General features: G+C 70.0%; 33 protein-coding genes and 1 pseudogene. 30 read left to right on the top strand and 4 right to left on the bottom strand.

Features of this window, described 5'->3' with window-relative positions; genetic code table 11:
- The first annotated feature begins 26 nt into the window (after positions 1 to 26).
- The 27 genes and pseudogenes from rplN to ACIOD2_RS17520 all read left to right on the top strand — a co-directional run bounded on the left by rplN (position 27) and on the right by ACIOD2_RS17520 (position 16,912).
- A complete protein-coding gene (gene rplN / locus ACIOD2_RS17650) occupies positions 27 to 395 on the top strand; it encodes a 50S ribosomal protein L14 (RefSeq protein ID WP_004558867.1) in 369 nt (122 codons plus the stop codon).
- The gene (gene rplX, locus ACIOD2_RS17645; protein ID WP_323329522.1) at positions 395 to 709 is read left to right on the top strand and encodes a 50S ribosomal protein L24; all 315 of its coding nucleotides are present in this window, start codon (positions 395 to 397) and stop codon (positions 707 to 709) included. The genes rplN and rplX overlap by 1 nt, the downstream gene beginning before the upstream one ends.
- Positions 709 to 1,272 carry a 50S ribosomal protein L5 gene (gene rplE, locus ACIOD2_RS17640; RefSeq protein ID WP_323329523.1) on the top strand — a complete coding sequence of 188 codons (564 nt, stop codon included), beginning with the start codon at positions 709 to 711 and terminating at the stop codon, positions 1,270 to 1,272. The genes rplX and rplE overlap by 1 nt, the downstream gene beginning before the upstream one ends.
- 4 nt (positions 1,273 to 1,276) lie before the next feature.
- Positions 1,277 to 1,462 (top strand): type Z 30S ribosomal protein S14, encoded by a 186-nt coding sequence (locus tag ACIOD2_RS17635; protein WP_284745392.1) that lies wholly within the window; start codon positions 1,277 to 1,279, stop codon positions 1,460 to 1,462.
- A 96-nt stretch (positions 1,463 to 1,558) separates the two neighbouring features.
- Positions 1,559 to 1,957: a 30S ribosomal protein S8 gene (gene rpsH / locus ACIOD2_RS17630; protein WP_155548873.1), complete on the top strand. Its 399-nt coding sequence runs from the start codon at positions 1,559 to 1,561 to the stop codon at positions 1,955 to 1,957.
- A 16-nt stretch (positions 1,958 to 1,973) separates the two neighbouring features.
- Entirely contained in the window at positions 1,974 to 2,513 is a 540-nt protein-coding gene (gene rplF, locus ACIOD2_RS17625) for a 50S ribosomal protein L6 (RefSeq protein ID WP_323329524.1), read from the top strand.
- Between the two features lie 2 nt (positions 2,514 to 2,515).
- Positions 2,516 to 2,914 (top strand): 50S ribosomal protein L18, encoded by a 399-nt coding sequence (gene rplR / locus ACIOD2_RS17620; protein WP_400539012.1) that lies wholly within the window; start codon positions 2,516 to 2,518, stop codon positions 2,912 to 2,914.
- Positions 2,915 to 2,948: 34 nt separating this feature from the next.
- The gene (rpsE, locus tag ACIOD2_RS17615) at positions 2,949 to 3,596 is read left to right on the top strand and encodes a 30S ribosomal protein S5 (RefSeq protein ID WP_400539010.1); all 648 of its coding nucleotides are present in this window, start codon (positions 2,949 to 2,951) and stop codon (positions 3,594 to 3,596) included.
- Position 3,597: 1 nt separating this feature from the next.
- Positions 3,598 to 3,783 (top strand): 50S ribosomal protein L30, encoded by a 186-nt coding sequence (gene rpmD / locus ACIOD2_RS17610; protein WP_005166796.1) that lies wholly within the window; start codon positions 3,598 to 3,600, stop codon positions 3,781 to 3,783.
- Complete coding sequence (gene rplO / locus ACIOD2_RS17605; RefSeq protein WP_323329526.1) at positions 3,780 to 4,226, top strand: 50S ribosomal protein L15; 447 nt, start codon at positions 3,780 to 3,782, stop codon at positions 4,224 to 4,226. The genes rpmD and rplO overlap by 4 nt, the downstream gene beginning before the upstream one ends.
- Positions 4,227 to 4,334: 108 nt before the next feature.
- A complete protein-coding gene (locus ACIOD2_RS17600; protein ID WP_400539007.1) occupies positions 4,335 to 4,967 on the top strand; it encodes a hypothetical protein in 633 nt (210 codons plus the stop codon).
- A gap of 1,087 nt (positions 4,968 to 6,054) precedes the next feature.
- Positions 6,055 to 6,780 carry a hypothetical protein gene (locus tag ACIOD2_RS17595; protein ID WP_400539005.1) on the top strand — a complete coding sequence of 242 codons (726 nt, stop codon included), beginning with the start codon at positions 6,055 to 6,057 and terminating at the stop codon, positions 6,778 to 6,780.
- 46 nt (positions 6,781 to 6,826) lie between these two features.
- Positions 6,827 to 7,609, top strand: coding sequence for a hypothetical protein (locus tag ACIOD2_RS17590; RefSeq protein WP_400539003.1), 783 nt, complete (start codon positions 6,827 to 6,829; stop codon positions 7,607 to 7,609).
- 41 nt (positions 7,610 to 7,650) lie between these two features.
- Positions 7,651 to 8,280 carry a LysE family translocator gene (locus tag ACIOD2_RS17585; protein ID WP_400539001.1) on the top strand — a complete coding sequence of 210 codons (630 nt, stop codon included), beginning with the start codon at positions 7,651 to 7,653 and terminating at the stop codon, positions 8,278 to 8,280.
- A gap of 284 nt (positions 8,281 to 8,564) precedes the next feature.
- Positions 8,565 to 9,872, top strand: a complete 1,308-nt coding sequence (gene secY, locus ACIOD2_RS17580; protein WP_400538999.1) for a preprotein translocase subunit SecY — start codon at positions 8,565 to 8,567, stop codon at positions 9,870 to 9,872.
- Positions 9,869 to 10,423: an adenylate kinase gene (locus ACIOD2_RS17575; protein WP_323329532.1), complete on the top strand. Its 555-nt coding sequence runs from the start codon at positions 9,869 to 9,871 to the stop codon at positions 10,421 to 10,423. Before secY ends, ACIOD2_RS17575 begins: the two co-directional genes overlap by 4 nt.
- A 44-nt stretch (positions 10,424 to 10,467) precedes the next feature.
- Positions 10,468 to 11,244 carry a type I methionyl aminopeptidase gene (map, locus tag ACIOD2_RS17570; protein ID WP_400538997.1) on the top strand — a complete coding sequence of 259 codons (777 nt, stop codon included), beginning with the start codon at positions 10,468 to 10,470 and terminating at the stop codon, positions 11,242 to 11,244.
- Positions 11,245 to 11,508: 264 nt separating this feature from the next.
- Positions 11,509 to 11,730 carry a translation initiation factor IF-1 gene (gene infA / locus ACIOD2_RS17565; protein ID WP_004558881.1) on the top strand — a complete coding sequence of 74 codons (222 nt, stop codon included), beginning with the start codon at positions 11,509 to 11,511 and terminating at the stop codon, positions 11,728 to 11,730.
- Between the two features lie 34 nt (positions 11,731 to 11,764).
- A complete protein-coding gene (rpmJ, locus tag ACIOD2_RS17560) occupies positions 11,765 to 11,878 on the top strand; it encodes a 50S ribosomal protein L36 (protein ID WP_004558882.1) in 114 nt (37 codons plus the stop codon).
- Between the two features lie 205 nt (positions 11,879 to 12,083).
- A complete protein-coding gene (rpsM, locus tag ACIOD2_RS17555; RefSeq protein ID WP_004558883.1) occupies positions 12,084 to 12,464 on the top strand; it encodes a 30S ribosomal protein S13 in 381 nt (126 codons plus the stop codon).
- Positions 12,461 to 12,646 carry a hypothetical protein gene (locus ACIOD2_RS17550; RefSeq protein ID WP_323329534.1) on the top strand — a complete coding sequence of 62 codons (186 nt, stop codon included), beginning with the start codon at positions 12,461 to 12,463 and terminating at the stop codon, positions 12,644 to 12,646. Before rpsM ends, ACIOD2_RS17550 begins: the two co-directional genes overlap by 4 nt.
- An 18-nt stretch (positions 12,647 to 12,664) precedes the next feature.
- On the top strand, positions 12,665 to 13,072 hold the full coding sequence (rpsK, locus tag ACIOD2_RS17545; protein ID WP_004558885.1) for a 30S ribosomal protein S11: 408 nt from the start codon (positions 12,665 to 12,667) through the stop codon (positions 13,070 to 13,072).
- Between the two features lie 23 nt (positions 13,073 to 13,095).
- Complete coding sequence (gene rpsD / locus ACIOD2_RS17540) at positions 13,096 to 13,701, top strand: 30S ribosomal protein S4 (RefSeq protein WP_284745404.1); 606 nt, start codon at positions 13,096 to 13,098, stop codon at positions 13,699 to 13,701.
- Between the two features lie 93 nt (positions 13,702 to 13,794).
- Complete coding sequence (locus tag ACIOD2_RS17535) at positions 13,795 to 14,865, top strand: DNA-directed RNA polymerase subunit alpha (RefSeq protein WP_004558887.1); 1,071 nt, start codon at positions 13,795 to 13,797, stop codon at positions 14,863 to 14,865.
- 44 nt (positions 14,866 to 14,909) lie between these two features.
- Positions 14,910 to 15,333: pseudogene (gene rplQ, locus ACIOD2_RS17530) on the top strand (50S ribosomal protein L17); the annotation flags it as partial.
- 319 nt (positions 15,334 to 15,652) lie between these two features.
- Complete coding sequence (gene truA / locus ACIOD2_RS17525; protein WP_400540385.1) at positions 15,653 to 16,486, top strand: tRNA pseudouridine(38-40) synthase TruA; 834 nt, start codon at positions 15,653 to 15,655, stop codon at positions 16,484 to 16,486.
- A gap of 78 nt (positions 16,487 to 16,564) precedes the next feature.
- Positions 16,565 to 16,912 carry a DUF6355 family natural product biosynthesis protein gene (locus tag ACIOD2_RS17520; RefSeq protein ID WP_400538990.1) on the top strand — a complete coding sequence of 116 codons (348 nt, stop codon included), beginning with the start codon at positions 16,565 to 16,567 and terminating at the stop codon, positions 16,910 to 16,912.
- Positions 16,913 to 16,990: 78 nt separating this feature from the next.
- Here the strand turns inward: ACIOD2_RS17520 and ACIOD2_RS17515 are convergent, their stop codons facing one another.
- Both ACIOD2_RS17515 and eccE read right to left on the bottom strand, forming a co-directional pair.
- Positions 16,991 to 17,716 (bottom strand): hypothetical protein, encoded by a 726-nt coding sequence (locus tag ACIOD2_RS17515; protein WP_400538988.1) that lies wholly within the window; start codon positions 17,714 to 17,716, stop codon positions 16,991 to 16,993.
- Positions 17,713 to 18,948, bottom strand: coding sequence for a type VII secretion protein EccE (gene eccE / locus ACIOD2_RS17510; RefSeq protein WP_400538986.1), 1,236 nt, complete (start codon positions 18,946 to 18,948; stop codon positions 17,713 to 17,715). Before eccE ends, ACIOD2_RS17515 begins: the two co-directional genes overlap by 4 nt.
- 576 nt (positions 18,949 to 19,524) lie before the next feature.
- On the opposite strand from eccE, the gene eccB reads away from it, so the two are divergent.
- The 3 genes from eccB to ACIOD2_RS17495 all read left to right on the top strand — a co-directional run bounded on the left by eccB (position 19,525) and on the right by ACIOD2_RS17495 (position 22,690).
- Positions 19,525 to 21,177: a type VII secretion protein EccB gene (gene eccB / locus ACIOD2_RS17505; RefSeq protein ID WP_400538984.1), complete on the top strand. Its 1,653-nt coding sequence runs from the start codon at positions 19,525 to 19,527 to the stop codon at positions 21,175 to 21,177.
- Positions 21,178 to 21,242: 65 nt separating this feature from the next.
- Positions 21,243 to 21,560: a hypothetical protein gene (locus ACIOD2_RS17500; RefSeq protein ID WP_400538982.1), complete on the top strand. Its 318-nt coding sequence runs from the start codon at positions 21,243 to 21,245 to the stop codon at positions 21,558 to 21,560.
- Positions 21,560 to 22,690, top strand: coding sequence for a WXG100 family type VII secretion target (locus tag ACIOD2_RS17495; RefSeq protein WP_400540383.1), 1,131 nt, complete (start codon positions 21,560 to 21,562; stop codon positions 22,688 to 22,690). Before ACIOD2_RS17500 ends, ACIOD2_RS17495 begins: the two co-directional genes overlap by 1 nt.
- Positions 22,691 to 22,714: 24 nt before the next feature.
- On the opposite strand, the gene ACIOD2_RS17490 is transcribed toward ACIOD2_RS17495, so the two are convergent.
- Together ACIOD2_RS17490 and eccD are read right to left on the bottom strand one after the other, a co-directional pair.
- Positions 22,715 to 24,349: a S8 family serine peptidase gene (locus ACIOD2_RS17490; RefSeq protein WP_400538981.1), complete on the bottom strand. Its 1,635-nt coding sequence runs from the start codon at positions 24,347 to 24,349 to the stop codon at positions 22,715 to 22,717.
- Positions 24,350 to 24,369: 20 nt separating this feature from the next.
- Positions 24,370 to 25,734: a type VII secretion integral membrane protein EccD gene (gene eccD / locus ACIOD2_RS17485; RefSeq protein ID WP_400538979.1), complete on the bottom strand. Its 1,365-nt coding sequence runs from the start codon at positions 25,732 to 25,734 to the stop codon at positions 24,370 to 24,372.

Genomic DNA, 25,734 nt, shown 5'->3' with positions numbered 1-25,734 from the left:
AACCGGCGCGACATACAGGAGTTGACGTGATCCAGCAGGAGTCGCGGCTTCGGGTAGCCGACAACACGGGTGCGAAGGAAATTCTCTGCATCCGCGTTCTCGGTGGCTCCGGGCGGCGCTACGCCGGCATCGGCGACATCATCGTCGCCACCGTGAAGGACGCCATCCCGGCTGCCGGGGTGAAGAAGGGCGACGTCGTCAAGGCCGTCATCGTCCGCACGGTCAAGGAGCGTCGTCGTCCGGACGGTTCCTACATCCGGTTCGACGAGAACGCCGCCGTGCTCATCAAGAACGACAACGAGCCCCGGGGCACCCGCATCTTCGGCCCGGTGGGCCGCGAGCTGCGCGACCGAAAGTTCATGAAGATCATTTCGCTCGCGCCGGAGGTGCTGTGATGAAGGTGAAGAAGGGCGACACGGTCGTCGTCATCGCCGGCAAGGACAAGGGCGCCAAGGGCAAGGTCATCATGGCCTACCCCGAGCGCGACCGCGTCCTGGTCGAGGGTGTGAACCGGATCAAGAAGCACACGCGGATCAGCCAGACCCAGCGCGGCGCGCAGTCCGGCGGCATCGTCACGCAGGAGGCGCCCATCCACGTCTCGAACGTGATGGTCGTCGACGCGGACGGCAAGCCGGCGCGGGTGGGTTACCGCATCGGCGAGGACGGCAAGAAGGTCCGGATCTCGCGCCGGAACGGTAAGGACATCTGATGACCACCGCAGAGAAGGTCGCGCCGCGCCTCAAGGTGCGCTACCGCGAAGAGATCAAGGGACAGCTGCAGGCGGAGTTCTCCTTCGTCAACGTCCACCAGATCCCGGGTGTCGTGAAGGTCGTCGTGAACATGGGTGTCGGTGACGCCGCTCGCGACAGCAAGCTGATCGAGGGTGCGGTCAAGGACCTCTCCCTGATCACCGGCCAGAAGCCCGAGGTCCGGAAGGCCCGCAAGTCCATCGCGCAGTTCAAGCTGCGTGAGGGTCAGCCGATCGGTGCGCGCGTCACGCTGCGCGGCGACCGCATGTGGGAGTTCCTCGACCGGTTGCTGACCATCGCGCTGCCGCGTATCCGCGACTTCCGCGGGCTTTCGCCGAAGCAGTTCGACGGCCACGGCAACTACACGTTCGGTCTCAACGAGCAGTCGATGTTCCACGAGATCGACCCTGACTCCATCGACCGCCCGCGCGGTATGGACGTCACCGTCGTCACGACCGCCACGAACGACGACGAGGGCCGGGCGCTGCTGCGCAAGCTCGGCTTCCCGTTCAAGGAGAACTGAGCCGATGGCCAAGAAAGCACTGGTCCACAAGGCCGCGAAGAAGCCGAAGTTCGCCGTCCGCGGCTACACCCGCTGCCAGCGGTGCGGCCGCCCGCACGCGGTGTTCCGCAAGTTCGGGCTCTGCCGGATCTGCCTTCGCGAGATGGCGCACGCGGGCGAGCTGCCCGGGGTCCGCAAGTCCAGCTGGTAGAAGCGTTTCTTTATCTTTAACTCCCACTTCGCCACAGGCCCCGCTGCCCGCACTCCGGGCGGCGGGGAACCAGGCGAGAAAGGTTGACAGGTCACCATGACGATGACCGACCCGATCGCAGACTTCTTGACCCGTCTGCGTAACGCGAACTCGGCGTACCACGACGAGGTCGTGCTTCCCCACTCGAAGCTCAAGGCGAACATCGCGGAGATCCTCAAGCGCGAGGGTTACATCGCGAGCTACCGCGACGAGCCGGGCGAGAAGCACAAGAACCTGATCGTCGAGCTCAAGTACGGCCCCAACCGTGAGCGCAGCATCGCCGGCCTCCGGCGCGTGTCCAAGCCCGGCCTGCGGGTCTACGCAAAATCGACCGAACTGCCGTCCGTTCTCGGTGGCCTCGGCGTCGCGATCATCTCGACGTCTTCGGGGCTGCAGACGGACCGTCAGGCCAAGCGAAACAGCGTGGGCGGCGAAGTCCTCGCCTACGTCTGGTAAGGAAGGGGGCACAGACATGTCACGCATCGGAAAGCTGCCGGTCGCCGTCCCCTCCGGGGTCGAGGTGACCATCAACGGTCAGCACATCAGCGTCAAGGGCCCCAAGGGGACCCTGGAGCACACCATCGCCGAGCCGATCACGGTCGAGCGCGACGAGGACGGCACCCTGCTGGTCAAGCGCCCGGACGACGAGCGCACCAGCAAGGCCATGCACGGCCTCACCCGCACGCTCGTGAACAACCTCGTCGTCGGCGTCACCGCCGGCTACGAGAAGAAGCTCGAGATCCACGGTGTCGGTTACCGTGTGCAGGCCAAGGGCTCGGACCTCGAGTTCGCCCTCGGCTTCTCGCACCCGGTGAAGATCGAGGCCCCCGAGGGCATCACCTTCAAGGTGGAGACCCCGACCCGGTTCTCGGTCTCCGGCATCGACAAGCAGAAGGTCGGCCAGATCTCGGCCGTCATCCGCAAGCTGCGGCGCCCGGACCCCTACAAGGGCAAGGGCCTGCGCTACGAGGGTGAGAAGATCCGCCGCAAGGTCGGAAAGACGGGTAAGTGATCATGAGCGACACGACTACGAAGCGCAAGCCGGTGGGCAAGGACATCTCGACCCGCCGCCGCGTTGCGAAGACCCGTCGGCACTTCCGGCTCCGCAAGAAGGTTTCGGGCACCGAACAGCGTCCGCGCCTGGTCGTCAAGCGGTCTTCGCGGCACATCGCCGTGCAGGTCATCGACGACCTGGCCGGTCACACGCTGGCCTCGGCGTCCACCCTCGAGGCGGACGTGCGGGCGCTGGACGGCGACAAGAAGGCCAAGGCCGCCAAGGTCGGGGAACTCGTCGCGGCCCGTGCCAAGAACGCCGGGATCTCGGCTGTGGTGTTCGACCGTGGGGGCAACGCCTACCACGGCCGCATCGCCGCGCTCGCCGACGCCGCCCGTGAGGCGGGGTTGGAGTTCTGACGATGCAGAAGCTTGTTAACGGAAGGAATGCCTGATGCCGGGACGTACACGGCAATTCGGCGGCGGACAGGGCGGACCCGGCGGGCAGGGCGGCAACGACCGCAATGAACGTCGCGGTGGCGGCCGGGACCGGCGCGACAGCGGCCGTGGCGGGGCCGGCCAGGACAAGACCCCGCACCTCGAGAAGGTCGTGACGATCAACCGCGTCGCCAAGGTCGTCAAGGGTGGTCGTCGCTTCAGCTTCACCGCCCTCGTCGTCGTCGGTGACGGTGACGGTCAGGTCGGCGTCGGCTACGGCAAGGCCAAGGAAGTTCCCGCGGCGATCGCCAAGGGCGTCGAGGAAGCGAAGAAGAACTTCTTCCGCGTTCCCCGCGTCGGCGGCACCATCCCCCACCCGATCACGGGTGAGGAAGCCGCCGGTGTGGTCCTGCTCCGTCCGGCTTCCGCCGGTACCGGCGTCATCGCCGGTGGCCCGGTGCGTGCCGTGCTGGAGTGCGCGGGCGTTCACGACGTGCTGTCGAAGTCGCTCGGCTCCGACAACGCGATCAACATCGTGCACGCGACCGTGGCGGCCCTGAAGGGTCTGCAGCGTCCCGAAGAGGTCGCGGCCCGCCGCGGTCTCCCGCTCGAGGACGTCGCTCCGGCCCGGATGCTGCGCCAGCGCGCGGGTCAGGGGGCCTGACATGACTCAGCTCAAGGTCACCCAGGTCAAGAGCAAGATCGGCACCAAGCACGCTCACCGCGAGTCGCTGCGCACCCTCGGGCTGCGCAAGATCCGCCAGAGCGTCGTGCGTGAAGACACCCCCCAGGTGCGCGGCCTGATCCACACCGTCCGCCACCTGGTGGAGGTCGAGGAGGTCAAGGCATGACGGCCATCAAGATCCACCACCTCCGCCCGGCTCCGGGCTCGAAGCGCGAGAAGATGCGCGTCGGTCGTGGTGAAGGCTCGAAGGGCAAGACGGCCGGTCGCGGTACCAAGGGCACCAAGGCCCGGAAGAACGTGCCCGCCGGTTTCGAGGGTGGGCAGATGCCCATCCACATGCGGCTCCCGAAGCTTCGCGGCTTCAAGAACCGCTTCCGCACCGAGTACCAGCCGGTGAACGTGGGCGACATCGCCCGCGTCTTCCCGGACGGTGGCACGGTCGGCGCCGAGGAGCTCGTCGCGAAGGGCCTCGTCCGCAAGGGCAAGCTCGTCAAGGTGCTCGGCAACGGTGACGTCAACGGCGTCAAGCTCAACGTGACCGCCGACGGTTTCTCCGGTTCCGCCAAGGAGAAGCTCGAAGCGGCCGGTGGCTCCGCCACCACCAACTGAGCTGTACCTCGTTCGAAGGCCCGCCTGGTTCGCCAGGCGGGCCTTCGGCGTTTCCGGACCCGGCGCGCCGTCCTTGCCCGCCGGGTGTTTCGCCTGGAAGATCCCGGTGTGGACACCCCTCCCTCGCCACCGGTTCCGACACGGCGGCTCCTCGCACCAGGGCTCTACGCGCTGGCCGCCGTGCTGATGGCCGGCGGCCTGGTCCTGCCGCTCTTCCGGGCCGTCCACACCTTCTCCCAGATGCAGGCCGGCGCCTTGGCCGTCATCACGACGTCGGCGTGGAGCACCCGGTTCCAGATCACCACCGACGACATCCTCGAGCGGCCCGGCGCGCCGTTCGGCATCCCGATCATCGTCACGATGGTGCTGCTGGCCGCCGCGGCGGGCTTGCTCCTGGCCCGCCGGCGCCCGGGCGCGTGGCTGGGGCAGCTGGGCACGGTCTTCGCCGCCGGCGTCGTCCTCACCATCGAGATGTACGGCCTGGGGCAGGGGGCGAACGAGCAGACCGACCGCGTCGACCTCACCACGGAGCCAGGCATGTGGCTGCTCATCGGCGGCACGCTGGTGGCCGCGGCCGCAGCGGTGGTCGCCCACCGAGCGACGGCCACCGAGGATTGGGCCGACCCGGCGGTGGCCTACGCCGACACGGAAACCCCGCCGTCCGGGTTCGCCATGCCGGGAGCGCCGGCACCGGGCGAGGTCGCGATCACGGTCCTGCCACCGGACCAGCCCGGCCGCTGAACCGGAGTTTCTTGCCGATACCGGATTCCGCGCGGAAGATCACAGGGTGGACGAACCGTCGAAGGAGCCGAACCCGCCGGCCGAGCCCGAGCGGCCGGCCACCGGGGAGTCACCGCTGGCCTTCCCGGCGGAGGCGCCGCTGACTGCGGGGGAGTCCGCCGCTCAGGCGGAGCCCGATGTGCGGCAGGGGGATGCCCCGCTGGTCTTCCCGGCGGAGGCGCCAGGGTCCACGGCGGGCGAGTCCGCCGCCCAGGCGGGGCCCGATGTGGTGCGGCCCGGTGCCGCCCCGCTGGCTTTCCCGGTCGAGGCGCCGCTGACTGCGGGGGAGTCCGCCGGCCAGGCGGAGCCGGATGTGCGGCCGGGGGATGCCCTGCTGGCGTTTCCGGCGGAGTCGCCAGGGTTCACGGCGGGCGAGTCCGCTGCGCAGGTGGAGTCCGATGTGGTGCGGCCGGGCGCCGCCCCGCTGGCTTTCCCGGCGGAGTCGGCGCGGCCCGCGGGGGAGTCCGCCGCCCAGGTGGAGCCGGATGTGCGGTCGGGGGATGCCCCGCTGGCGTTTCCAGCGGAGGCGCCGCTGACTGCAGGGGAGTCCGATGTGCGACCGGGGGATGACCTGCTGGCGTTTCCAGCGGAGTCGCCAGGGTTCACGGCGGGCGAGTCTTCTGCGCAAGTAGAGCCCGATATGGCGCGGCCGGCCGAGGCATCGCGGCCCGCGGGGGAGTCCGCTGCGAAGGCGGAACCCAGCGTCGCGCAACCGCGGGATGCGCTGCTGGCCTTCCCAGTGGAGGCTCCCCGGCCCACGGCGGGGGAGCCCTTCGCCCCGGGGGAATCCGACGTGGTGCGGCCGGAGGGCGACACACCGTCGTTGCCGGTGGAGGCGCCGCAACCCACGGCGGAGGAGTTTTTCGCCCCGGTGGAGCCCGACGTGGCGCGGCCCGAGGACGGGCTGCTGGCGTTCCAGGCCGAGCCACAGCGGCCCGCAGGGCCGGTAGAACCCGGTGTGACAGGGCCAAGCCCCACCCAGCAGCCCCTGACCGATGGCGATGGAAGCCCGCCCACCGAGCCGGTTCCGGTTGCGATCCTGCCCGGCATGCCCGTCAACCCTCCGCGACGAGTTCCAGCAGCGGCCCAGCCGATCGCCGCACCTCAGGAACCGGCCGCTGGACCGTCGCGGGCGCTGGTGCCCGTCCTCGTGGCCTTCGGTGCTCTGCTCGTGCTCGGGGCGTGCTTCCTGCCGTTGTTCCGGATCGAGCAGCACGTCACCGCGCAGCAGACCTTCTTCACCCCCAAGCTGATCTTCACCGAGTCCGCCTGGAGCAGCCAGGTCTCGGCGGAAGGGAACGACCCGGTCGAGCAGCCCGCCGCGCCCGTCGGGGTTCCGCTGGTGATCGCCGTCGTGGTGCTGGGGGCCGCGGCGGCCTTCGGGTTCTCCCGGTGGGGGCGGCTCGGGCACCGGCTCGCCGTGATCGGCGCGAGCTTCGCCGCCGGGATCGCCTTCACCATCGGGATGAGTGGCTTCGGCTGGACGTCCGGTCTCGGCGACGAGGGCCTGGACGTCAGCCTCGGCCTCGGCCTGTGGTCGCTGATCGCCGGGGTCGTGGTGGTCGTCGTGGCCGTGGTGCTCGGGTACCTGCCGGCCCGGGCGCCGGACGACTGGTCCGATCCCGCCCTGGCCTACGCGGACACCCCGACCCCGCCCGCCGGGTTCGCGCTGCCGACGGTCGAAGACGCCGACGGGGTCGCCATCACGGTCCTCCCACCCGAACGACCCGAACCACCGCAAGCGCCGGAAGCACCGGAACCACCCGGACGCTGAGCGGGAATCCTTGCCGTGGCCGGAATCCGCCTGGAGGATCACAAAGGTGGACGAATCGTCGCAGGACCCGGCCCCGCCCGTCGGCAACGCGGAACGGCAAGAGCCACCACGATCACCAGCGCCGGTTCCGGTCGCGATCCTGCCCGGAGCGCCCCAGCACCAACCCCACCCGCAGCAGTTCCGGCAGTTCCGGACCGAAGCACCACCCGCCGCCGCACTCCGGCCGCCGCGGCGCATCCGCGACTTCCTGCCCGTCCTCCTGGTCACGCTGGCCGCCGTGGCGACGCTCTCCGCCGGGTTCCTGCCGCTCTTCCGCACCGAGCAGACCCTGGGCAGCGAGGACGCCGCCCGCGGCGTGCTGAGCTACGTCCAGACCGGCTGGTCGACCGTCTTCGGCTTCCCCGGCGACGACGTGAGCAGCCAGCCGTCCGAACCGCTCGGGATCGCGCTGCTCGCGGCCGGCGCGGTCCTGCTGGCCGCCCTCGTCTTCGTGATCCGCCAGGTCGTGCTCGGCCGGGCGAGCGCGGCCGCGCGGGGCGTGGCGCTCGGCGCCACGACCTTCCTGGCGGGCGTGGTCCTCGCGACGACGATGGCGGGCATCCCGGCGCCCGTCGACAGCGGCCGCGTCCGGTTCGAGACGAGCCTGGAGGCCGGGATGTGGCTGCTCTTCCTCGCGGTGGCCGCCGCCGTGGCGGCCACGGTGCTGAACCACCTGGCGCCTCCGGGCCCCCGCCCGGCCTGGGCGGACCCCGGCGCCGCCTACGCGGACACCCCGACCCCGCCCTCCGGCGTCGCGATCACGGTGCTGCCGCCGGAGGAACGCGGATAACCGCTCGCGGCCGCCGTTACCGTGGACGTGGAGGTGGTCCCGTGTCCTGGGTGCTGGTCTTCTTCGGTGCGTCGGTCCTCATCGCCCTTACGCCAGGGGCGAACAACCTGCTCGGCCTGCACCACGGCATGACGCACGGTGTTCGCCGCGGGCTCGCCGGACTGGTGGGCCGGCTGGTCGCGTTCACGCTGATGATCACGGCCGTGGCGGCCGGGCTGGGGCAGCTGCTCGCCGCGTCGGAGACGGCGCTGACGATCATCAAGTGGGCCGGCGCGGCCTACCTGCTCTACCTCGGACTGCGCGTCCTGTGGTCCACGATCCGCCGCGGCGAAGACGCCGAGGCCGTCGAAACGCCGGTCGTGCCGCTGTCCGCGTGGCGGGTCGCGCGCAAGGAGTTCGGCGTCGCGATCACGAACCCGAAGGCCATCCTCATCTTCACGGCGTTCGTCCCGCAGTTCATCGACCCAGCTCACGGGCCCTTTCCGGCGCAGATCGCGCTGCTCGGCGCGGTCTACCTGCTGGCCGAGTTCCTGGCCGGGTCGGCCTACGTCGGCGCCGGCGCGGCCGTGAAGTCGATCAAGCTTTCGCGGCGGGCCCGGCGCAACGTGGACCGCGGCACCGGGGTGGTCCTGGTCGGCCTCGCGGGTGTCCTCGCGACGTCGAACGCGTGACCCCGCGGGGCCCGGATTCACCATGATCACGGGCCCGTGTGTCAAGGAATACAGCCAAGTCCGGGAAGTGGATCAACCCGCCGGAGCAACCTTGGTACGGAAAACGCACACGGACTGCGGACACGCCCTGTGAAGCTGTTAGAGTCGGCGACACGCTTCGGGACGAGTGTGCCCCGAAGCGTTCCTGGCTTGCGTGCCAGTAGTGCTGTGTTCCCGCCGGCCACCCGTGCCGGCCAAGCCGATCGTCGGTTAGGACAGCCGACGACGCCGAGGAGGTCCCCCGCGTGCTCAGCGCCTTCCGCTCGGCTCTCGCGACGCCGGATCTACGCAAGAAGATCCTGTTCACGCTAGCCATCGTCGCGGTCTACCGAATCGGTGCGACCATTCCGGCCCCCGGGATCTCGTACGGAGCCGTCCAGGCGTGCAGCTCCCAGGCGCAGCAGGAGGGCGTCTACCAGCTGCTGAACCTGTTCAGCGGTGGTGCGCTGCTGCAGCTGTCGCTCTTCTCGACCGGCATCATGCCGTACATCACGGCGAGCATCATCATCCAGCTGCTGACCGTGGTCATCCCGCGGTTCGAGGAGCTGAAGAAGGAAGGGCAGTCCGGCCAGGGCAAGCTGACCCAGTACACCCGGTACCTGACGGTCGCGCTGGCGATCCTGCAGGCCACGGGTGTGGTCGCGCTCGCGGACCGCAAGCAGCTCTTCCCGGACTGCGACTCGCCGATCATCCCGGACAACAGCGTCTACTCGCTGGCGATCATCGTCATCACCATGACCGCGGGCACCGCCGTCATGATGTGGCTGGGTGAGCTGATCACCGAACGCGGTGTCGGCAACGGCATGTCCGTCCTGATCTTCCTGAACATCGCGGCGCGCATCCCGGTCGAGGGCGGCAACATCCTCAGCAACGGTGGTGGCATCGCGCTGACGATGATCTGCGTCTTCGGCCTGGTGATCATCGCCAGCGTCATCTTCGTCGAGCAGGGGCAGCGCCGGATCCCGGTGCAGTACGCCAAGCGCATGATCGGCCGCCGGATGTACGGCGGCACGTCGACCTACCTGCCGATCAAGGTGAACCAGGCCGGCGTCATCCCGGTCATCTTCGCGTCTTCCCTGCTGTACCTGCCGGACCTGATCAGCCGCCTCGTCGGCGACCAGAACGCCAACTCCGGCTGGCAGGTCTTCATCAAGAACTACATCGTGAACCAGTCCAGCTGGGTGCACATCGCGCTGTACTTCGCACTGATCATCTTCTTCACGTACTTCTACATCACGATCACGTTCAACGTGGACGAGCGTGCGGATGAGATGAAGAAGTTCGGCGGGTTCATCCCGGGCATCCGCCCGGGCCGTCCCACCGCGGAGTACCTGAGCTACGTGCTCGGCCGGATCACCCTGCCGGGTTCGCTGTACCTGGGCATCATCGCGATCCTCCCGAACTTCTTCCTGTCGTTGACCGGTAGCGGGAACAACCAGAACTTCCCGTTCGGTGGCACGGCTGTGCTGATCATGGTCGGTGTCGGGCTCGACACCGTGAAGCAGATCGAAAGCCAGCTGATGCAGCGCAACTACGAAGGGTTCTTGAAGTGACGCGGCTGGTTCTCGTGGGTCCGCCCGGCGCGGGCAAGGGTACGCAGGCGGTGGCGCTGTCCGAGCAGTTGCGGATTCCGCACATCTCGACCGGCGACCTGTTCCGCGCGCACGTCGGCCAGGAGACCCCGCTCGGCCAGGAAGCCAAGCGCTACCTGGACTCGGGCGAGCTCGTGCCCGACTCCGTGACGAACGAGATGGTCCGCGAGCGGCTCGCGGAGCCGGACGCGAAGATCGGCTTCCTGCTCGACGGCTTTCCCCGCAACACCAAGCAGGCCGAGGTCCTCGGCGAGATCCTGGGTGACGCGGACGCGTCGCTCACCGCGGTCATCCAGCTGCAGGTGCCGGAGGACGTCGTCGTCGGCCGCCTCATGTCGCGGGGCCGCGCGGACGACACCGAGGACGTCATCCGCCGCCGTCAGCAGATCTACGTGTCGGACACCGCGCCGCTGCTCGAGTACTACGCCGACATCCTCGTGACCGTCGACGGCGTCGGCAGCGTCGAAGAGATCTCCGACCGCGTGCTGAAAGCGCTGCGCGACCGCACGTGAATCTCGGAGGATTGCGTGTACTGCAAGTGCTCCGGCGTGGGCGCATGATCGAGGTCAAGACCGCGGACGAGCTGCAGGCGATGCGGGCCGCGGGGCTCGTCGTCGCCCGTACGCTGGCGGCCGTTCGCGCCGCCGCGGTCCCGGGGGTCAGCACCGCCGAGCTCGACGAGCTGGCCGAGCAGACCATCCGCGACGCCGGTGCGGTGCCGTCCTTCAAGGGCTACCACGGCTTCCCGGCGTCCATCTGCGCGTCGGTGAACGAGCAGATCGTCCACGGCATCCCGGCGAAGACCCAGGTCCTCGCCGACGGTGACCTGATCTCGGTCGACTGCGGCGCGATCCTCGACGGCTGGCACGGCGACTCCGCCGTCACGCTGGCCATCGGGGAGGTCGCCGAGGCCGACCTGGCGCTGTCCGCGGCGACCGAAGCGGCGATGTGGGCCGGGATCGAGGCGGTCAGCGCCGGCGGCCGGCTCACCGACATCTCCTACGCCGTCCAGTCGGCCGCCGAACGTGCGGCCAAGGACGACGGCGTCGACTACGGGATGATCGTCGAGTACGGCGGCCACGGCATCGGCCGCCAGATGCACATGGACCCGTTCCTGCCGAACGTCGGCAAGCCCGGCAAGGGCCCGCGGCTGAAGGCCGGCATGGCGCTGGCGATCGAGCCGATGCTGACCGGCGGTGGCGGCGAGACCCGCGAGCTGGACGACGGCTGGACCGTGGTCACGGCCGACGGCTCCCGCGCGGCCCACTGGGAGCACACGGTGGCGATCACCGAAGACGGCCCCTGGGTTCTCACGGCTCCCGAAGACGCCTGACCTGCACGTTCACCCGTTGGTGTTGATCATCGACCGGTCTTCCTGCGTGTCCTTCTAGCATGGTTACCCCCGGTTTGGGGGTCGCGACACGGGTTGCGTACACTGTCAAGTCGGCGCACTTATCGCGCCCGGATCCTGCGCGCTCGTGAATTCACGATCATGGGACTCGGGCACCAGTGTGCCACGCACCACCCAGCCCAGCACTAGTGCTCGAGTTGATCAGGTGTGGCGACAGGCAATGCCGACAAAGGAAATGCGGAGGACATGGCGAAGAAAGACGGGGCCATCGAGGTCGAAGGCCGCGTAGTCGAGCCGCTCCCCAACGCGATGTTCCGCGTCGAGTTGGAGAACGGTCACAAGGTCCTGGCACACATCAGCGGCAAGATGCGGCAGCACTACATCCGCATCCTGCCCGAGGACAGGGTTGTCGTGGAGCTCTCGCCCTACGACCTCTCTCGTGGTCGCATCGTCTACCGCTACAAGTGATCACGAGCAGCTCAGAAGCAGGAGAGCAGAAGACGTGAAGGTCCAGCCGAGCGTCAAGAAGATCTGCGACAAGTGCAAGGTGATCCGCCGTCACGGCCGGATCATGGTGATCTGCGAAAACCTGCGGCACAAGCAGCGGCAGGGCTGATCACTCGCACTCGACCAGAGTGGATTGACGGCTACACAACCTCCCCGCACCTGCCGGGTCACGCGAGTGACCTGGTTCACCCCCGGGCTTCAGGCCGGGGCCGGGACACCCGAAGCGCGAGCCGAGGGCACGACAGGCGAGTCGGTCCCGGAACCGGACGGGGAGCAGACCTGAAGATGAATTCAATGAAGGAGCATCAACGCCAATGGCACGACTCGCTGGCGTAGACCTCCCCCGCGAAAAGCGGTTGGAGATCGCGCTTACCTACATCTACGGCATCGGCCGTACCCGCTCGAAGCAGCTGATCAAGGCTGCCGAGCTCAACGCGGACACCCGCGTCAAAGACCTCAGCGATGACGACCTCGCGAAGCTGCGTACGTACATCGAAGAGAACTTCAAGGTCGAGGGTGACCTTCGCCGCGAGGTGAACGCCGACATCCGTCGGAAGATCGAGATCGGGTGCTACGAGGGCCTTCGCTGGCGTCGCGGACTGCCCGTCCGCGGTCAGCGCACGAAGACCAACGCCCGTACCCGCAAGGGTCCGAAGAAGACGGTCGCCGGCAAGAAGAAGGCTGGCAAGAAGTGAGCGTCCAGGGCAAGAAGGTCGTGCAGATGGGCGGCGCCCAGCGCCGTGGCACGGCTTGCGTTTCGCCCAAGGCGCTCTACGCCCGCCCGATGGCGCTCCGCAACCTGTACACCGACGCCGGTTCGATCATCCGGCGCGGACAGGCCGAAGCGGTCGCCGCTCACCAAGAGAACGCGCGCTAACAGGAGAACCCTCAGAACATGCCACCGAAGTCTCGTACCGCGGCGGGGGCCAAGAAGGTCCGCCGCAAGGAAAAGAAGAATGTCGCGCACGGCCACGCGCACATCAAGAGCACCTTCAACAACACCATCGTCTCGATCACGGACCCGACCGGTGCCGTGATCGCGTGGGCGTCGAGTGGTCACGTGGGCTTCAAGGGCTCGCGCAAGTCCACCCCGTTCGCCGCGCAGATGGCCGCCGAGAACGCTGCCCGCAAGGCTGCCGAGCACGGCATGAAGAAGGTCGACGTCTTCGTGAAGGGCCCGGGTTCGGGCCGCGAGACGGCGATCCGCTCGCTGCAGGCAGCCGGCCTCGAGGTCGGCACCATCCAGGACGTGACCCCGCAGCCTCACAACGGCTGCCGCCCGCCCAAGCGGCGCCGGGTCTGAGGAACGGGGAGGAGTAAGAAGAAATGGCTCGTTACACCGGCCCCGCGACGCGTATTTCGCGTCGCCTCAAGGTTGACCTCATCGGCGGCGACCAGGCTTTCGAGCGTCGCCCCTACCCGCCGGGCCAGCACGGCCGCGGGCGCATCAAGGAGTCCGAGTACCTCCTGCAGTCGCAGGAGAAGCAGAAGGCTCGCTACACCTACGGCGTTCTCGAGCGTCAGTTCGTCCGGTACTACAAGGAGGCCGTCCGGCGTCCCGGTAAGACCGGTGAGAACCTGCTGCAGATCCTCGAGTCCCGCCTGGACAACGTGATCTACCGCGCCGGCATCGCCCGCACCCGCCGTCAGGCGCGTCAGCTGGTGAGCCACGGCCACTTCCTGGTCAACGGCGTCAAGGTCAACGTCCCGTCCTACCAGGTCTCGAAGTGGGACATCATCGACGTGCGGCCGAAGTCGTTCACGATGCTGCCCCTGGTCGTGGCCAAGGAGTCCTACGGCGACCGCCCGATCCCGGCGTGGCTGCAGGTCGTCCAGTCCAACCTCCGCGTGCTGGTCCACCAGCTGCCGGAGCGTGCGCAGATCGACGTTCCGGTTCAGGAACAGCTGATCGTCGAGCTCTACTCGAAGTAATCGAGTTACGTCGGCGGCGCCCTCCGGGCGCCGCCGACGCGCCATCCCTTCGACGTCATATGGCGGGCGTCGTCTGGAAAGGAATTAGGAAGAATGCTGATTTCCCAGCGGCCGGCTCTCGGCGAAGAGACGGTCAACGAGACCCGCTCCCGGTTCACCATCGAACCGCTGGAGCCCGGCTTCGGCTACACGCTCGGCAACTCGCTGCGTCGCACGCTGCTGTCGTCCATCCCGGGCGCGGCCGTGACGAGCATCCGCATCGACGGCGTGCTGCACGAGTTCACCACCGTTCCGGGGGTGAAGGAAGACGTCACCGACATCATCCTGAACCTCAAGGAGCTCGTGGTGTCCTCGGAAGAGGACGAGCCGGTCACCATGTACCTGCGCAAGCAGGGCCCCGGTGAGGTCACGGCGGCCGACATCGTGCCGCCGGCGGGTGTCACCGTGCACAACCCGGATCTGCACATCGCGTCGCTGAACGGCAAGGGCAAGCTCGAGATCGAGCTCGTCGTCGAGCGCGGCCGCGGTTACGTTCCGGCCCTGCAGAACAAGCAGGCGGGCGCGGAGATCGGCCGGATCCCGGTCGACTCGATCTACTCGCCGGTGCTGAAGGTGACCTACAAGGTCGAGGCCACCCGTGTCGAGCAGCGCACCGACTTCGACAAGCTGATCCTGGACGTCGAGACCAAGCCGTCGATCACGCCGCGCGACGCGGTCGCGTCGGCCGGCAAGACGCTGGTGGAGCTGTTCGGCCTCGCCCGCGAGCTGAACGTCGACGCCGAGGGCATCGAGATCGGCCCGTCGCCGCAGGAAGCGGACACCATCGCCGCCTACGCGATGCCGATCGAGGACCTGGACCTCACCGTCCGGTCGTACAACTGCCTCAAGCGCGAGGGCATCCACACGGTGGGCGAGCTGGTCTCGCGCAGCGAGGCGGACCTGCTCGACATCCGCAACTTCGGCGCCAAGTCGATCGACGAGGTCAAGCTGAAGCTCGTCGGTCTCGGCCTCGCGCTGAAGGACAGCCCGCCCGGGTTCGACCCGACCGCGGCTGCCGCCAGCTACGACGGTGAAGGCTGGTCGGAGGGTGTCGGTGGCATCGCCGACGGGATTTCGGACGGCCACGACGATGGCCAGGACTACGCAGAGACCGAGCAGCTCTAGGGCTCTGTGCCTGGACGCTGCGAGCTGAACTAGTAGGAGAACCAATGCCCACCCCTACCAAGGGAGCCCGGCTCGGCGGATCAGCCGCGCACGAGCGGCTGATCCTGGCCAACTTGGCCACGCAGCTGTTCGAGCACGGCAAGATCACCACCACCGAGGCGAAGGCCAAGCGGGTCCGCCCGCTGGCCGAGAAGCTGATCTCGAAGGCGAAGCGGGGCGACCTGCACAACCGCCGTCAGGTTCAGCGCGTCGTCCGTGACAAGGACGTCGTCCACAAGCTGTTCGCCGAGATCGGTCCGCACTTCGCGGAGCGTCCCGGTGGTTACACCCGGATCACCAAGACGATGGCCCGCAAGGGCGACAACGCCAAGATGGCCGTCATCGAGCTGGTGAACGAGAAGACCGTGACGAGCGAGGCCGAGCGCGCGCGCAAGACCAAGTTCGCCAAGGACGAGAAGCCGGCCGCCGCTGTCGAGGCCGCCCCGGCCGCCGAGGAAGCCGCTTCGGAGGCTCCCTACGGTGAGGGCAGCCACGCTCCGCTCGAGGACGGGACGCAGCCCGAGGGCTTCCCGATCAAGGGCAACGACGAGTCGAAGTACTACCACACCGAGGAAAGCCCGTACTACGAGCAGACCAAGGCCGAGGTGTGGTTCGCCACCGCCGAGGCCGCGGAAGCCGCGGGCTTCTCGCTGCCGCCGTCGCAGCAGGACGACGAGTCCTGACGACGGAAGCCGTTCCGGACGAGCCCGCCATCCCCACTGGGGACGGCGGGCTCGTTCGTCTGCGCCTGGACGTCTCCTACGACGGCACGGACTTCTCGGGCTGGGCTCGCCAGCCGGGCCGCCGCACGGTCCAGGGGGTGCTGGAGGAGGCCCTGCAGCGCCAGCCGCCGGGAGCCTCGGTGCCGAAGTCGGTGGTCGTCGCGGGCCGTACGGACGCCGGGGTGCACGCGGCCGGCCAGGTGGTGCACGTCGACGTCGTGCCGCTGGCCCCTTCCTCTTCGAGCCGGATCCCGATCTCCGCCGAGGGCGTCCCGGACCTGACCCGCATGGCGGGCCGCTGGAACCGCCTCCTGCCGGGCGATGTGCGTGTCCTGGGCGCCGGGGTGGCCCCGCCGGGCTTCGACGCCCGGTTCTCGGCGATCCGCCGGCACTACCGCTACCGCGTCTCGGACGCCCCGTGGGGCGTGGACCCGTTGCGCCGCAACGACACCCTGGCCTGGAACCGTCCACTGTCGACGGATGCGATGAACTCCGCGGCGGAGTCGCTGCTGGGGCTGCAGGACTTCGCGGCGTACTGCAAGCAGCGCGACACGGGCACGACGATCCGCGAGCTGCAGCGCCTGGTCTGGCGCCGGCTCGACGAGCACCTGCTGGAGGTCGAGGTCTCGGCGGACGCGTTCTGCCACTCGATGGTCCGCAGCCTGGTCGGCGCCCTGCTCCTGGTGGGTGACGGCCGCCGTGCGCGGGACTGGCCGGGCGAGGTCCTGGCGAGCGGCGTGCGCGACAGCGCGGTGGCCCCGGCCCACGGCCTGACCCTGACGGCGGTGGACTACCCGCCGGACGCGGAGCTGGCCGCGAGGGCCGAGCAGACCAGGAACGTCCGCACCTCGATCGAGTGACAACGGCGGAGACGTCGGCGCCGGGTGTGCTTAGCTCCAGATGATCTTGGAACATCCTGGTCACGGAGGGTTCAGCTGATGTCGACAAGTCTTCGCCGGGTCGCCGCGGGCCTCGCCGCGATCCTGGGTGCGGTCGTGGTGACTCCCGCGACCGCCGTGGCGGCGCCGGTTCCGTTCCCCTGCGGGTACAGCTCGCAGGGCATGGACGCGCACTACCGCCACTGCGCCAACACTTTCGCCCTGATCCACGTCGACTGGGACAACGGCAACCACTACACGACCTGCCTCGGCCCCTGGGACGAGACGACGCTCTGGCACGACGGCAACCACCGCCAGGTCAACGCGTACTTCGTGAACACACCGCCGAGGCTGCTGAAGAACGCCTCCGGCCAGCTGATCTGCAGTGCCTCCCAGCCGGACGCCTAGCGCAAAGCCGTGAGGGGCACCTTCAGGGATACGTAGTCCCTGAAGGTGCCCCTCACGGCTTTGCCAGGAGCGGGAAACTCAGTCGCCGCGGCGGACGGGGCCCAGGAGCTGCTGCTCCTTGCCCGTCGTCACGAGCCGCAGCGGCCGCCACAGGTTGCGGCCCAGAGCCACGACCTGGTCGTCCTTCAGCGTCGTCAGCTGGCGCATCATCTGGGGCGGCAGGCGCCAGATGCGGGCCGCCAGCTCGGCCTGGCCGGCCGGGAGGCGCTGCATCAGCACCAGGTCCGCCGCGTTGGCCGTCGCGCCCGCCTGCGGGTGCAGGTACGGCAGGACGTAGACCGTGGTCTGCCACGGCGAGCGGGGCGGGAACAGGTCCTGCGGGGTCGGGCCGCCGTCGGTGACCACCAGCAGCGGGGCGTCCTCCGACGGGCGCGGCAGCTCGACCGGCGAAAGCCGGCGGATCTGCACCAGCGGGGACGGCCGTCCGTCACCGCCGCCGCTGCCGGCCGCGCGGGACAGGACCTGCCACTCCGTCGGGCGCCCGGTCGCGACCACGACCCACGCGCCGACCGCCATCGCGCGCATCGCCACCTGGCGGGCCAGGTACAGCCCGCCCACCAGCACGATGCGGGTCGGCGTCGAGCGCAGTGCCGAGATCGTCAGCGGCTCGCCCTTGAGGCCCGAGCCGAGCACGATGCCGCCGCGGTCGCCTGAGGGGCTGATCGCGTCGAGCATCGCGGGGTCGACGGTGTACTCCGGCGCCACACCGGTGTTGTGCCCGGCGTCGCGGACGCGGGAAGTCATGCCGTACCTCCGATCGGCAGCGTCGCGGCGAGCGCGGAGACCTGCAGCCCGCGCAGCGGCGTCAGGTCCACCCCCAGCCGCTCGGACAGCCCCTTCAGGCGCTGGTCCGCGGCGTCGAGCTCACGCGGGTTGCGCGCGCTCAGCCGGACCACGCCGCGCAGCCCGATCTTGCCGTCGTCCGACGCCGGCGAGATCGACATCGCGACCGAGGCGGACAGCGCGCGGACGCTCGTCAGCGCGTTCAGGCTGCCGGTGATCTTGCCCTTCGGCCAGCCGGTGATCGCGTAGCTCGCGTGGCCGATGCCGGCCGCGGTCACGCCGGACCACCGCTCCTGCAACGTGACCCGGGTGGGCGAGCCCGCGACCGACGTGAGCTCCGCGGCGGAAATGCTCGCCCGCAGCAGCTCGTCCGGGTCGAGGGGCCGGGTCGGCACGCCCTGGGACTCGAGGGCGTTGCGCACCCGGGAAAGCGCGCCGATCAGCGCGCGGTGGGCGCCGACGACGCCGCCGCCGCGTTCCCGGATCGCCGCCGGGCACCGCTTCGGGTCCAGCCGGATCGCGACCCACGTCGTCCGCCGCGCCGCCGCGGGCAGCGGGCCGAGCACCTCCATGTAGGAGCTCAGGGCCGGCGAGTCCGACGGCAGCGCCGCGCTGCCCGGGTAGCTGTGCCAGATCATCTGGATGGAGTCGAGGACCACGCCGCGGTCTTCGAGGCACGGCGCCAGGGCCGAGAGCGGCAGGCTCGGCGCGTCACCGGCCTGGGTGATCATCGCCGGGGTCGGCTCGACGAGCAGCACCGCCGTCCACGTGCCGTCGTGCCAGGCGAGGCCGACCTGCTGGCGCTCGTGGTCGACGCCGTGCGCGACGACGAGGTCCGGGACGGCGATGCGGAGCAGGTTCACCCGCGCGTCGTCCGCGCCGGTCACCGCGGTCTCCTCGGCCGCCATCGCCTCGACGGAGCTCGGCGGCAGCGGCTCGGCGACCCGGTCGTGGGACCGGAAGGAGTACCGCATCGTCAGGCCGAACCACTGGGTGAACCAGCGGCCGCGCCACCGCAGCAGCGCGACGATCAACGCGAACCCGAGGATGCCGATCCCCACGTACTTCAGCGACATGTCGATAGCGAGCAGGACCAGCCCGATCGCGAGGCCGACCTCGAGCACGACGAGGTTCGCCACGGGGAGCGGGCCGAGGTTCACCCCGGCGGACCGGCGCCGCGCGGGCGGGGCCATCCGGGCCGGGGCGGGTGCGGAAGGAGCGGGACCCTCGGAGTCACCGGCGCCGGATCCCTGCGGACCACCACCGCCGGGCCCACCCGGGCCGCCGGGGCCGCCGGGTCCACCGGGGCCGCCAGGTCCACCGGGACCGTTCGGGCCGCCGGGCCCACCAGGACCACCGGGTATGGGCCGGGGTCCGGTGGAACCAGGACCGGGTCCGCCGGGGCCGCGCGGAGGCATCGTGGGGACACCGGGTCCGCCGGGCATGCCGCCGGGGCCTCCGGGTCCGCCACCGGGACCACCCGGTACGCCTCCAGGTCCTCCGGGACCTCCCGGGCCCATGGGTCTCCCGGGACGAGGCGGCGGGCCCGGCTGACGGCCGGGCGGCGGGGGCCCAGGCGGACCTGGCGGACGTGGAGGGTTGGTGACGGACATCCGCGCTTTCTCTTCCCCTCGTGCTTGCTGCGTACCCAGAAGCCGGGTCCCGGGGTGTCCGACCCTAGCTTGAGTTGGTAGAAACCCCACACCAGACGGTCCCCGTACGGCTATCCTGCGGAACCGTACCGCGACGGGGAGAGCTGTAGGTCGAGAATGCCATCAACACCCACGACTAAGTCTCAGGTTCAGGCGTACAAGTTCGTCCTGCGCCGGATGCAGTCGGCACTGGTCCGGCGGGACGCCGTGATGTTGCACGACCCGATGCGCACCCACACGAGGGCGACGATCGTCGGGGTGGTGCTCGGCGCCCTCGTCGCGATCGTGTTCGTCGTCTGGGGCCTGCTCAGCCCGGCGCCGTCGGTGCCCGAAGCCGGCAACATCGTCATCGGCGAGCAGTCCGGCACGGTCTACGTGGTGATGGGGAACCCGAAGACGCTCGTGCCGACCTTCAACCTCGCGTCCGCGCGGCTTCTCCTGCTCGCGCAGCAGAAGCAGACGAGCGCGGGCGCCTCGGGTGCCGGTGCCGGCGCCGCGGAGGCCCCGGCCGCGCCCGCGGCGGCGGCCAGCCCGGCGAGTGTGAAGAATCCCACCGTCGTTTCGGATGAACAGCTGAAGAACATTCCACGCGGAAAGCTGACCGGAATTCCGGACGGACCGCAGTTGATCCCGGGGGACTCCCAGCGGATTTCCGCGAATTGGGCGGTGTGTGACCAGGTTCAGCTCGACCCGACCCTGCCGAACCCCGATACGGGCAAGACCAACACCTACGTCTTCGGCGGCGTCGCGCCGACCGGCCTCGGCACGGAACTGCGCGAGAACGAGGCGCTCCTGGCGTCCGCCGACAACGGCAAGAAGTACCTGATCTACCGGCTGCCGAGCTCGCAGAACCGGCCGAACGCGAACACCGTCCGCGCCGAGATCGACGAAGACAACACGAACGACGCCGTCCGCACGGCGCTGGGGCTGCAGAAGCCGGCGCGGAAGATCACGCAGGGCCTGCTGAACGCGATCCCCGAGGTCGCCAAGCTGACCCCGCCGCAGATCCCGGACGGCCCGCCGCCCGGTGACTTCGACGGGCTGGGCGTGGGTGACGTCTTCTCCACGCAGCCGACCGGTGACCAGCCGAAGTACTGGGCCATCACGACGACCGGCATCCAGCAGGTGTCGAACGCGGTCGCCGACGTCATGCGCGTCGCGAAGCACGGCAGCGCGAGCCGGCTCCAGATCCTGGGCCTCGACAAGCTGGCCGGCGTCAAGACCCTGCTGCCCGGCGACCCCGGCTACATCGCGGTCGACGACTTCCCGCGCTCGGTCCCGACGATCCTCGACGCGACGAAGAACTCGTCGGTCGCGTGCCTGGGCTGGTCGCTGGTGGGTTCGGGCACCGGCCAGGACGCGCACACCTCGGTGTACATCGACACGCAGCTGCCGGGTGCGAAGGCGACCGGCGACAAGTTCACCCCGACGACGGTCACGACGCCCGGCCCGAACCGCGTGCCGATCAACGGTTTCTACCTGCAGCCCGGCTACGGCGCGGTGGTGCAGTCCGCCACCGGCAAGGACAGCTTCGGCAAGGGCGCGATCCAGCTGATCTCGGACCGCGGCATCCGCTACAGCGTCCCGGACGCCGCGACCGCGGACGCGATCGGCCTGAACAACCGGCAGCCGGCGCCCGAGTCGATCATCGGACTGCTGCCGACCGGGGCTTCGCTGAACACCCAGGACGTGCTCAAGCAGTTCGACTCGGTGCCGATCGACCCGAACGCCGGCTCGTTCCCGACGCAGACGCAGCAAGCGGGCGGCTGAGGGAACCACCGGGCCACGGTGCGCGTCACACGCTCGACGAGTCTGTTGTGCGAGCGGAGGGTGCCGTGGCCGGCTTGAGGATGGACGGCGTTGCCGTCGCCGAGTACGCCAAGACGGCCGAGGAGGCCGCTGCCGACCTGGATTCGGCCGCGGCCGAGGTCGGCGGGGGAGGCGTCTCCGACGAGTCCTACGGCGCGCTGGGGGCCCGGATCGGCCTCGGTGCGTCGTACGGCCGCGCGTCGGGCGCCCTGCGGCAGCAGCTGGCCGACGGCGCGGAGGCGTTGCGGTCGGCCGCCGAGGCCCTCGAGCACGTCGCGACGCGCCACAGCAACCAGGACGCCGAAGCCGCGGACCTGATCAAGCGCGCCGGGAGGCTCGAATGATGTTCGCCGAACCGGAGGGCTCCACCGACTCCATCCCGCACCCGCTGTCCAAGCGGGCCACCGCCGCGGCCCCGGTGGTGCCGGCCCTGGTGTTCGGGCCGGACGCGGACGGCGACGAGATCGCCGCCACGGCCGAGCCGTACCTGTCCTACCTCACGGACCTTTCGGGACGGCTCGGGCTGATCGACCCGGTCGAGACGTACTTCCGCCCGCTGATCGGCCGGTGGAGCGAGCTCGGTGCCGAAGCCGGCCGGCTTCGCCAGGCCGCAGCCACGGCCGCCGAGGTGTCCGCCCGGCTCGACGACCGGCTCGGCCGCCTCGACGGCGGCTGGGAAGGGCGGGACGCGGACGCGTTCGTCGCCTACATCCGGGAAGTCGGCGCGGCGGGCGGCGACCTCCGGGAGGCACTCGAGGTCCTGGCCGGCGCGCTCGACGAGCTGGTGACGACCCTGCGCCACGTCGCCGTCGATCTCGTCGAAGTGCTGGTGGACGCGGCGGATCTGGCGTCGGAGTCGATGACGCTCCCCAACGGCGGCACCCGCCGGGCGCGGTCGCAGCTGCAGGAGACGCAGGAGTCGGCGAAGGCGCTGTACGAGACCGCGCGGGACGTCCTGGAGGCGTTCGACCGGCTTTGTGACGGGGTCGACGATCCCGACGCGGCTTCCCGGAGCGTCGAGATCAACCACCGGTACCCGCAGGAACGGTTCAAGCTGCACGACGAGGCCCTCGCCGACAACTCCGCCGAAGAGGGTGCCGCGACAACGCCGTCCGCGGCCGAGCCGGGTTCGGGTTCGGACGACGTGCTGACCCCGTCGGCGGCCGAGCCGAAGCACACGGGGGCGGGGACGCCGGACGACACGCAGCAGCCCGCCGCCGCCGCGCCCGAGCCCGCTCCGGCCCCGGACAGCTCGGCGAACACCAGCGCGTCGGGCATGCCGATGATGCCGATGATGGGCTTCGGTTCCTTCGGTGGCGGCGGCCAGGGCCGCCGCCCGTCGAAGAACCGGCCGATGATCAAGTCGTCGGAGTTGCTGGGAGAGCCCGGCTTGGTCGCGCCCCCGGTCATCGGCGAGGACGAAAACCCGCAGCCGAAGCCGAAGAAGCCGCCGGCGCCGCCCGCGCCGCAGTAGCGGACGCGGGCCGGCGGCCGGGGGTCAGCGGCCGGGACCGGTCTCGGCCGGGCGGTTGCGGCGGATCGTGCGCATCACGAAGAGCGTGATCAGCAGGGCCACGAGCCCGCCGCCGGTGCCGGCCAGCGCCACGATCATCGGGGTCGAGCTGTGGTCGCTGGCCGGGGGGAGCTGCGCCATCTGCGGGCCCGGGATCGGTGCCTGGTTCCCGATTTCGGACGGCAGGCTCTGCGTCAGCGCGGCCACCGGGTCGATCACGCCGTAGCCGACGAAGTTGTCGCGGCCGCCCGGTGCCGCCGGGTGCTGGGCGGTCTCCTTGATGCGGTTGACGATGCCCTTGCCGTCGAGCTGCGGGAACTTGGCCTTGACCAAGGCCGCGAGGCCGGCCACGTACGGCGCGGCGAAGCTCGTTCCCTGGATTTCGCTGGCCTTGTCACCGCTTTCGAACGTCAGGTTCGCCAGGCCCGCGGACCCCTCGGCGGGGTCGAGCGAGACGATCTTCGTTCCCGGCGCCGCGACGCCGACCCACGGGCCGTGCACGCTGAACGGAGCCACGCTGCCGAATTCGTCGATCGCGCCGACGGACAGCACGTCGTCGGCGAACCACGGCGGCGTCACGATCGTCTTGGGCTTCTTCGCGTCCGGCTGGTCGTTCTGCGGGCAGGTGTCCGTCGCGTTGCCGGCGGCGGCCACGATCACGATGCCCGCCGACGCCGCGTAGTGCACGGCGGCCTGGACCTGCTGCTCGCCCTCGGTGATCGACCCCGTTGCCGGGCGGCAGTTGTCGACCGACATGTTGATGACGTCGGCCGACTTGCGGTCGGCGATGCCGCGGATGATCTCGGCCAGCGTCTTCAACGTGCCCGCCGTACCGGCCTTCTCCAGCTGGCGTCCGCTGTTGCTCTGCCCGGGTGAGGTCTGGTCGCCGTCACCGGAGCCGCTTCCGCCACCGCCGTTGCCGGACGGCGGCAGTGACGACTCGGAGCCGGAGGGCGGAGTGGTGCTGGACGACGGCGTGCCGCCGGCGGTGTTGCTCGCCGGCGGGGTCGACGTCGAGGTGTCGGGCTCGTAGTTCTCGCTCAGCTGGCGGTAGGACACGATGGTGGCGTCCGGTGCGACGCCGACGAAACCGACCTCGGGGTTGTCCGGCTTGCCGGCGATGATGCCGGCCACCTCGGTGCCGTGGCCGTCGCAGTCCTCAAGACCCGGCTGGGCCTTCTGGGGCGTCGAGACGTACTCGCCGCCGGACTTGAGCCGGTCCTGGAACCAGGGGTGCGGTGTCACGCCGGTGTCGACCACCGCGACCCGCACGCCGCCGCCGGCGGAGTGGTCGGGGGTGGCCGCCTTGACGATCTCCTGCGCCTTGGAGATCTGCAGGTAGTCCTGACCCCACGGCCGGTTCTTCAGGACGATGTTCTGGCCGAGGACGGCGCGCTGGACGCAACCCTTCGACTGCTTGTACTTCTTGTCCGGCTGGCCCGAATCCGGGATGAGCTTGCTCATGTCCACCGGCGGCGGGGTCGCGAAGTAGCCGTCGGCGGGTGCGGTCTGCGCCCAGCCCGGCAGCGCCACGGCCAGCGGGGTCAGGAGGCCGATCGTGCCGGCCAGCAACGCGGTCGTGGTCCGCCGGGCCGGGCCGAAGCGGTGTCCTACAGCCATCCGAGATTCACCTGGCCCGGTCACTTGAAGTTCAGGTGCCGCAGGGTGGTGTAGAGGTCCATCACACCCAGGGCGAGCGGGAGCACGGACGCGATGCAGAGCGCCTCGATGATCTCCACGGTCCGGCGCAGCGGCGGGGAGAACCGCTGGTTCGGGAAGATCACGCCGACCACGAGCGCGCCCGCGGCCAGCACGATCAGCACGCCGAACACGATCAGCAGGCGGTTCTGCGGGCTCGACGTGGTCAGCCAGCCGATCGCGATGCCGGTCGCCGAGACCAGGCCCGTGGTGAGCAGGGCGATGGCCTGGCTGCCGTTCGCGTAGGCGCGGGCACGCAGCAGCAGCACGAGCGTCGCGACGACGCTCAGGATGATCCCGAACACGCCGGGCGCGGTGGCGGCGATGACCGCGGACACCGCGACCGTGGCGCCGCAGCCGATCATCAGGCCGGTCATGTAGTTGTGCGCGATCGCCGTGCGGCGCTCGATCGCCCGGTAGTCGGGGAAGCCCGAGTCCTCCTTGAGCTCCTCCGCGCTGCCCGGGACGTGCGGCAGCGGCAGTTTCGCGAGCCAGATCGTGGCGCGGGGCAGGATCGAGATGCAGGCGAGGGTGACCGCGATGGTGCCGGCCGCGATGCCGGCGGCCGGGTGCGCGATGAGCGTGCCGAACAGGAACGCCAGCGCCCCGAAGGTGCCCGCGGTGGCGGCCGCGATGAACGTCGTGATACCGGCGCCGATGACCATGATGCAGACCGAGGCGACGATGATGACGAGGACCGCGCCGAGCAGCAGGTTCGCCCGCAGCGACAGCCCTGGCACGATGTAGAAACCGCTGACGAACGCCAGCGGCAGGCCGCCCGCCGCGGCGACCAGCACCCCGGTCGACTCGGCCTGGTAGGCCTTGGCGAGGGTCGCGCCGACCGCGACGCACGCGATCGCGCCGATGCCGCCCGCGATGGCCGCGCCGAGCGCGCTGCCGCCGTAGAACGAGCCGCTCAGGAACAGCGCGACGGCGGCGGCGATCAGCGCCAGCCCGCCCGCGACGTGCCCGAAGCGGTTGGCCGTTTCCTTCGTCCACGGCCGGAAGCTGTCCGGTGACGACTCGGCGATCGCGTCGACGACGTCGTCGTACAGCGGCGGCGGCGGGTTCTCGTTGCGCTTGCGCAGCTGCAGCAGCTCACCGTCGACGACGCCGAGCGAGGCGAGCGTGCGGCTCGGGTCCAGCGGGGCGTCGCCGAGTTTCGCCAGCGCCCAGCCGCCGTGGCGGGCGCCGCCGTCGGGCGACGACTCCTTCGCCATGTCGAGCAGCATCGGGAGGAGATCGGCCACCGCGACGTCGGCGGGCAACGCCACGTCGATCCGGGTGGACGGCGCGACCACCGTCAC

Origin of the sequence: Amycolatopsis sp. NPDC088138 (assembly GCF_044741685.1) — a bacterium.
Taxonomy (GTDB): domain Bacteria; phylum Actinomycetota; class Actinomycetes; order Mycobacteriales; family Pseudonocardiaceae; genus Amycolatopsis.
Note: the sequence above shows the minus strand (reverse complement) of the source record. Positions and strands in the feature narration are given on the sequence as shown.

Coding starts and splice junctions, on each gene's coding strand:
- rplX (WP_323329522.1), top strand. CDS start 395: ATGAAGGTGAAGAAGGGCGACACGGTCGTCGTCATCGCCGGCAAGGAC.
- rplE (WP_323329523.1), top strand. CDS start 709: ATGACCACCGCAGAGAAGGTCGCGCCGCGCCTCAAGGTGCGCTACCGC.
- ACIOD2_RS17635 (WP_284745392.1), top strand. CDS start 1,277: ATGGCCAAGAAAGCACTGGTCCACAAGGCCGCGAAGAAGCCGAAGTTC.
- rpsH (WP_155548873.1), top strand. CDS start 1,559: ATGACGATGACCGACCCGATCGCAGACTTCTTGACCCGTCTGCGTAAC.
- rplF (WP_323329524.1), top strand. CDS start 1,974: ATGTCACGCATCGGAAAGCTGCCGGTCGCCGTCCCCTCCGGGGTCGAG.
- rplR (WP_400539012.1), top strand. CDS start 2,516: ATGAGCGACACGACTACGAAGCGCAAGCCGGTGGGCAAGGACATCTCG.
- rpsE (WP_400539010.1), top strand. CDS start 2,949: ATGCCGGGACGTACACGGCAATTCGGCGGCGGACAGGGCGGACCCGGC.
- rpmD (WP_005166796.1), top strand. CDS start 3,598: ATGACTCAGCTCAAGGTCACCCAGGTCAAGAGCAAGATCGGCACCAAG.
- rplO (WP_323329526.1), top strand. CDS start 3,780: ATGACGGCCATCAAGATCCACCACCTCCGCCCGGCTCCGGGCTCGAAG.
- ACIOD2_RS17595 (WP_400539005.1), top strand. CDS start 6,055: ATGCCCGTCAACCCTCCGCGACGAGTTCCAGCAGCGGCCCAGCCGATC.
- map (WP_400538997.1), top strand. CDS start 10,468: ATGATCGAGGTCAAGACCGCGGACGAGCTGCAGGCGATGCGGGCCGCG.
- infA (WP_004558881.1), top strand. CDS start 11,509: ATGGCGAAGAAAGACGGGGCCATCGAGGTCGAAGGCCGCGTAGTCGAG.
- rpsM (WP_004558883.1), top strand. CDS start 12,084: ATGGCACGACTCGCTGGCGTAGACCTCCCCCGCGAAAAGCGGTTGGAG.
- rpsK (WP_004558885.1), top strand. CDS start 12,665: ATGCCACCGAAGTCTCGTACCGCGGCGGGGGCCAAGAAGGTCCGCCGC.
- rpsD (WP_284745404.1), top strand. CDS start 13,096: ATGGCTCGTTACACCGGCCCCGCGACGCGTATTTCGCGTCGCCTCAAG.
- ACIOD2_RS17535 (WP_004558887.1), top strand. CDS start 13,795: ATGCTGATTTCCCAGCGGCCGGCTCTCGGCGAAGAGACGGTCAACGAG.
- ACIOD2_RS17520 (WP_400538990.1), top strand. CDS start 16,565: ATGTCGACAAGTCTTCGCCGGGTCGCCGCGGGCCTCGCCGCGATCCTG.
- ACIOD2_RS17515 (WP_400538988.1), bottom strand. CDS start 17,716: ATGACTTCCCGCGTCCGCGACGCCGGGCACAACACCGGTGTGGCGCCG.
- eccE (WP_400538986.1), bottom strand. CDS start 18,948: ATGGCCCCGCCCGCGCGGCGCCGGTCCGCCGGGGTGAACCTCGGCCCG.
- eccB (WP_400538984.1), top strand. CDS start 19,525: ATGCCATCAACACCCACGACTAAGTCTCAGGTTCAGGCGTACAAGTTC.
- ACIOD2_RS17495 (WP_400540383.1), top strand. CDS start 21,560: ATGTTCGCCGAACCGGAGGGCTCCACCGACTCCATCCCGCACCCGCTG.
- ACIOD2_RS17490 (WP_400538981.1), bottom strand. CDS start 24,349: ATGGCTGTAGGACACCGCTTCGGCCCGGCCCGGCGGACCACGACCGCG.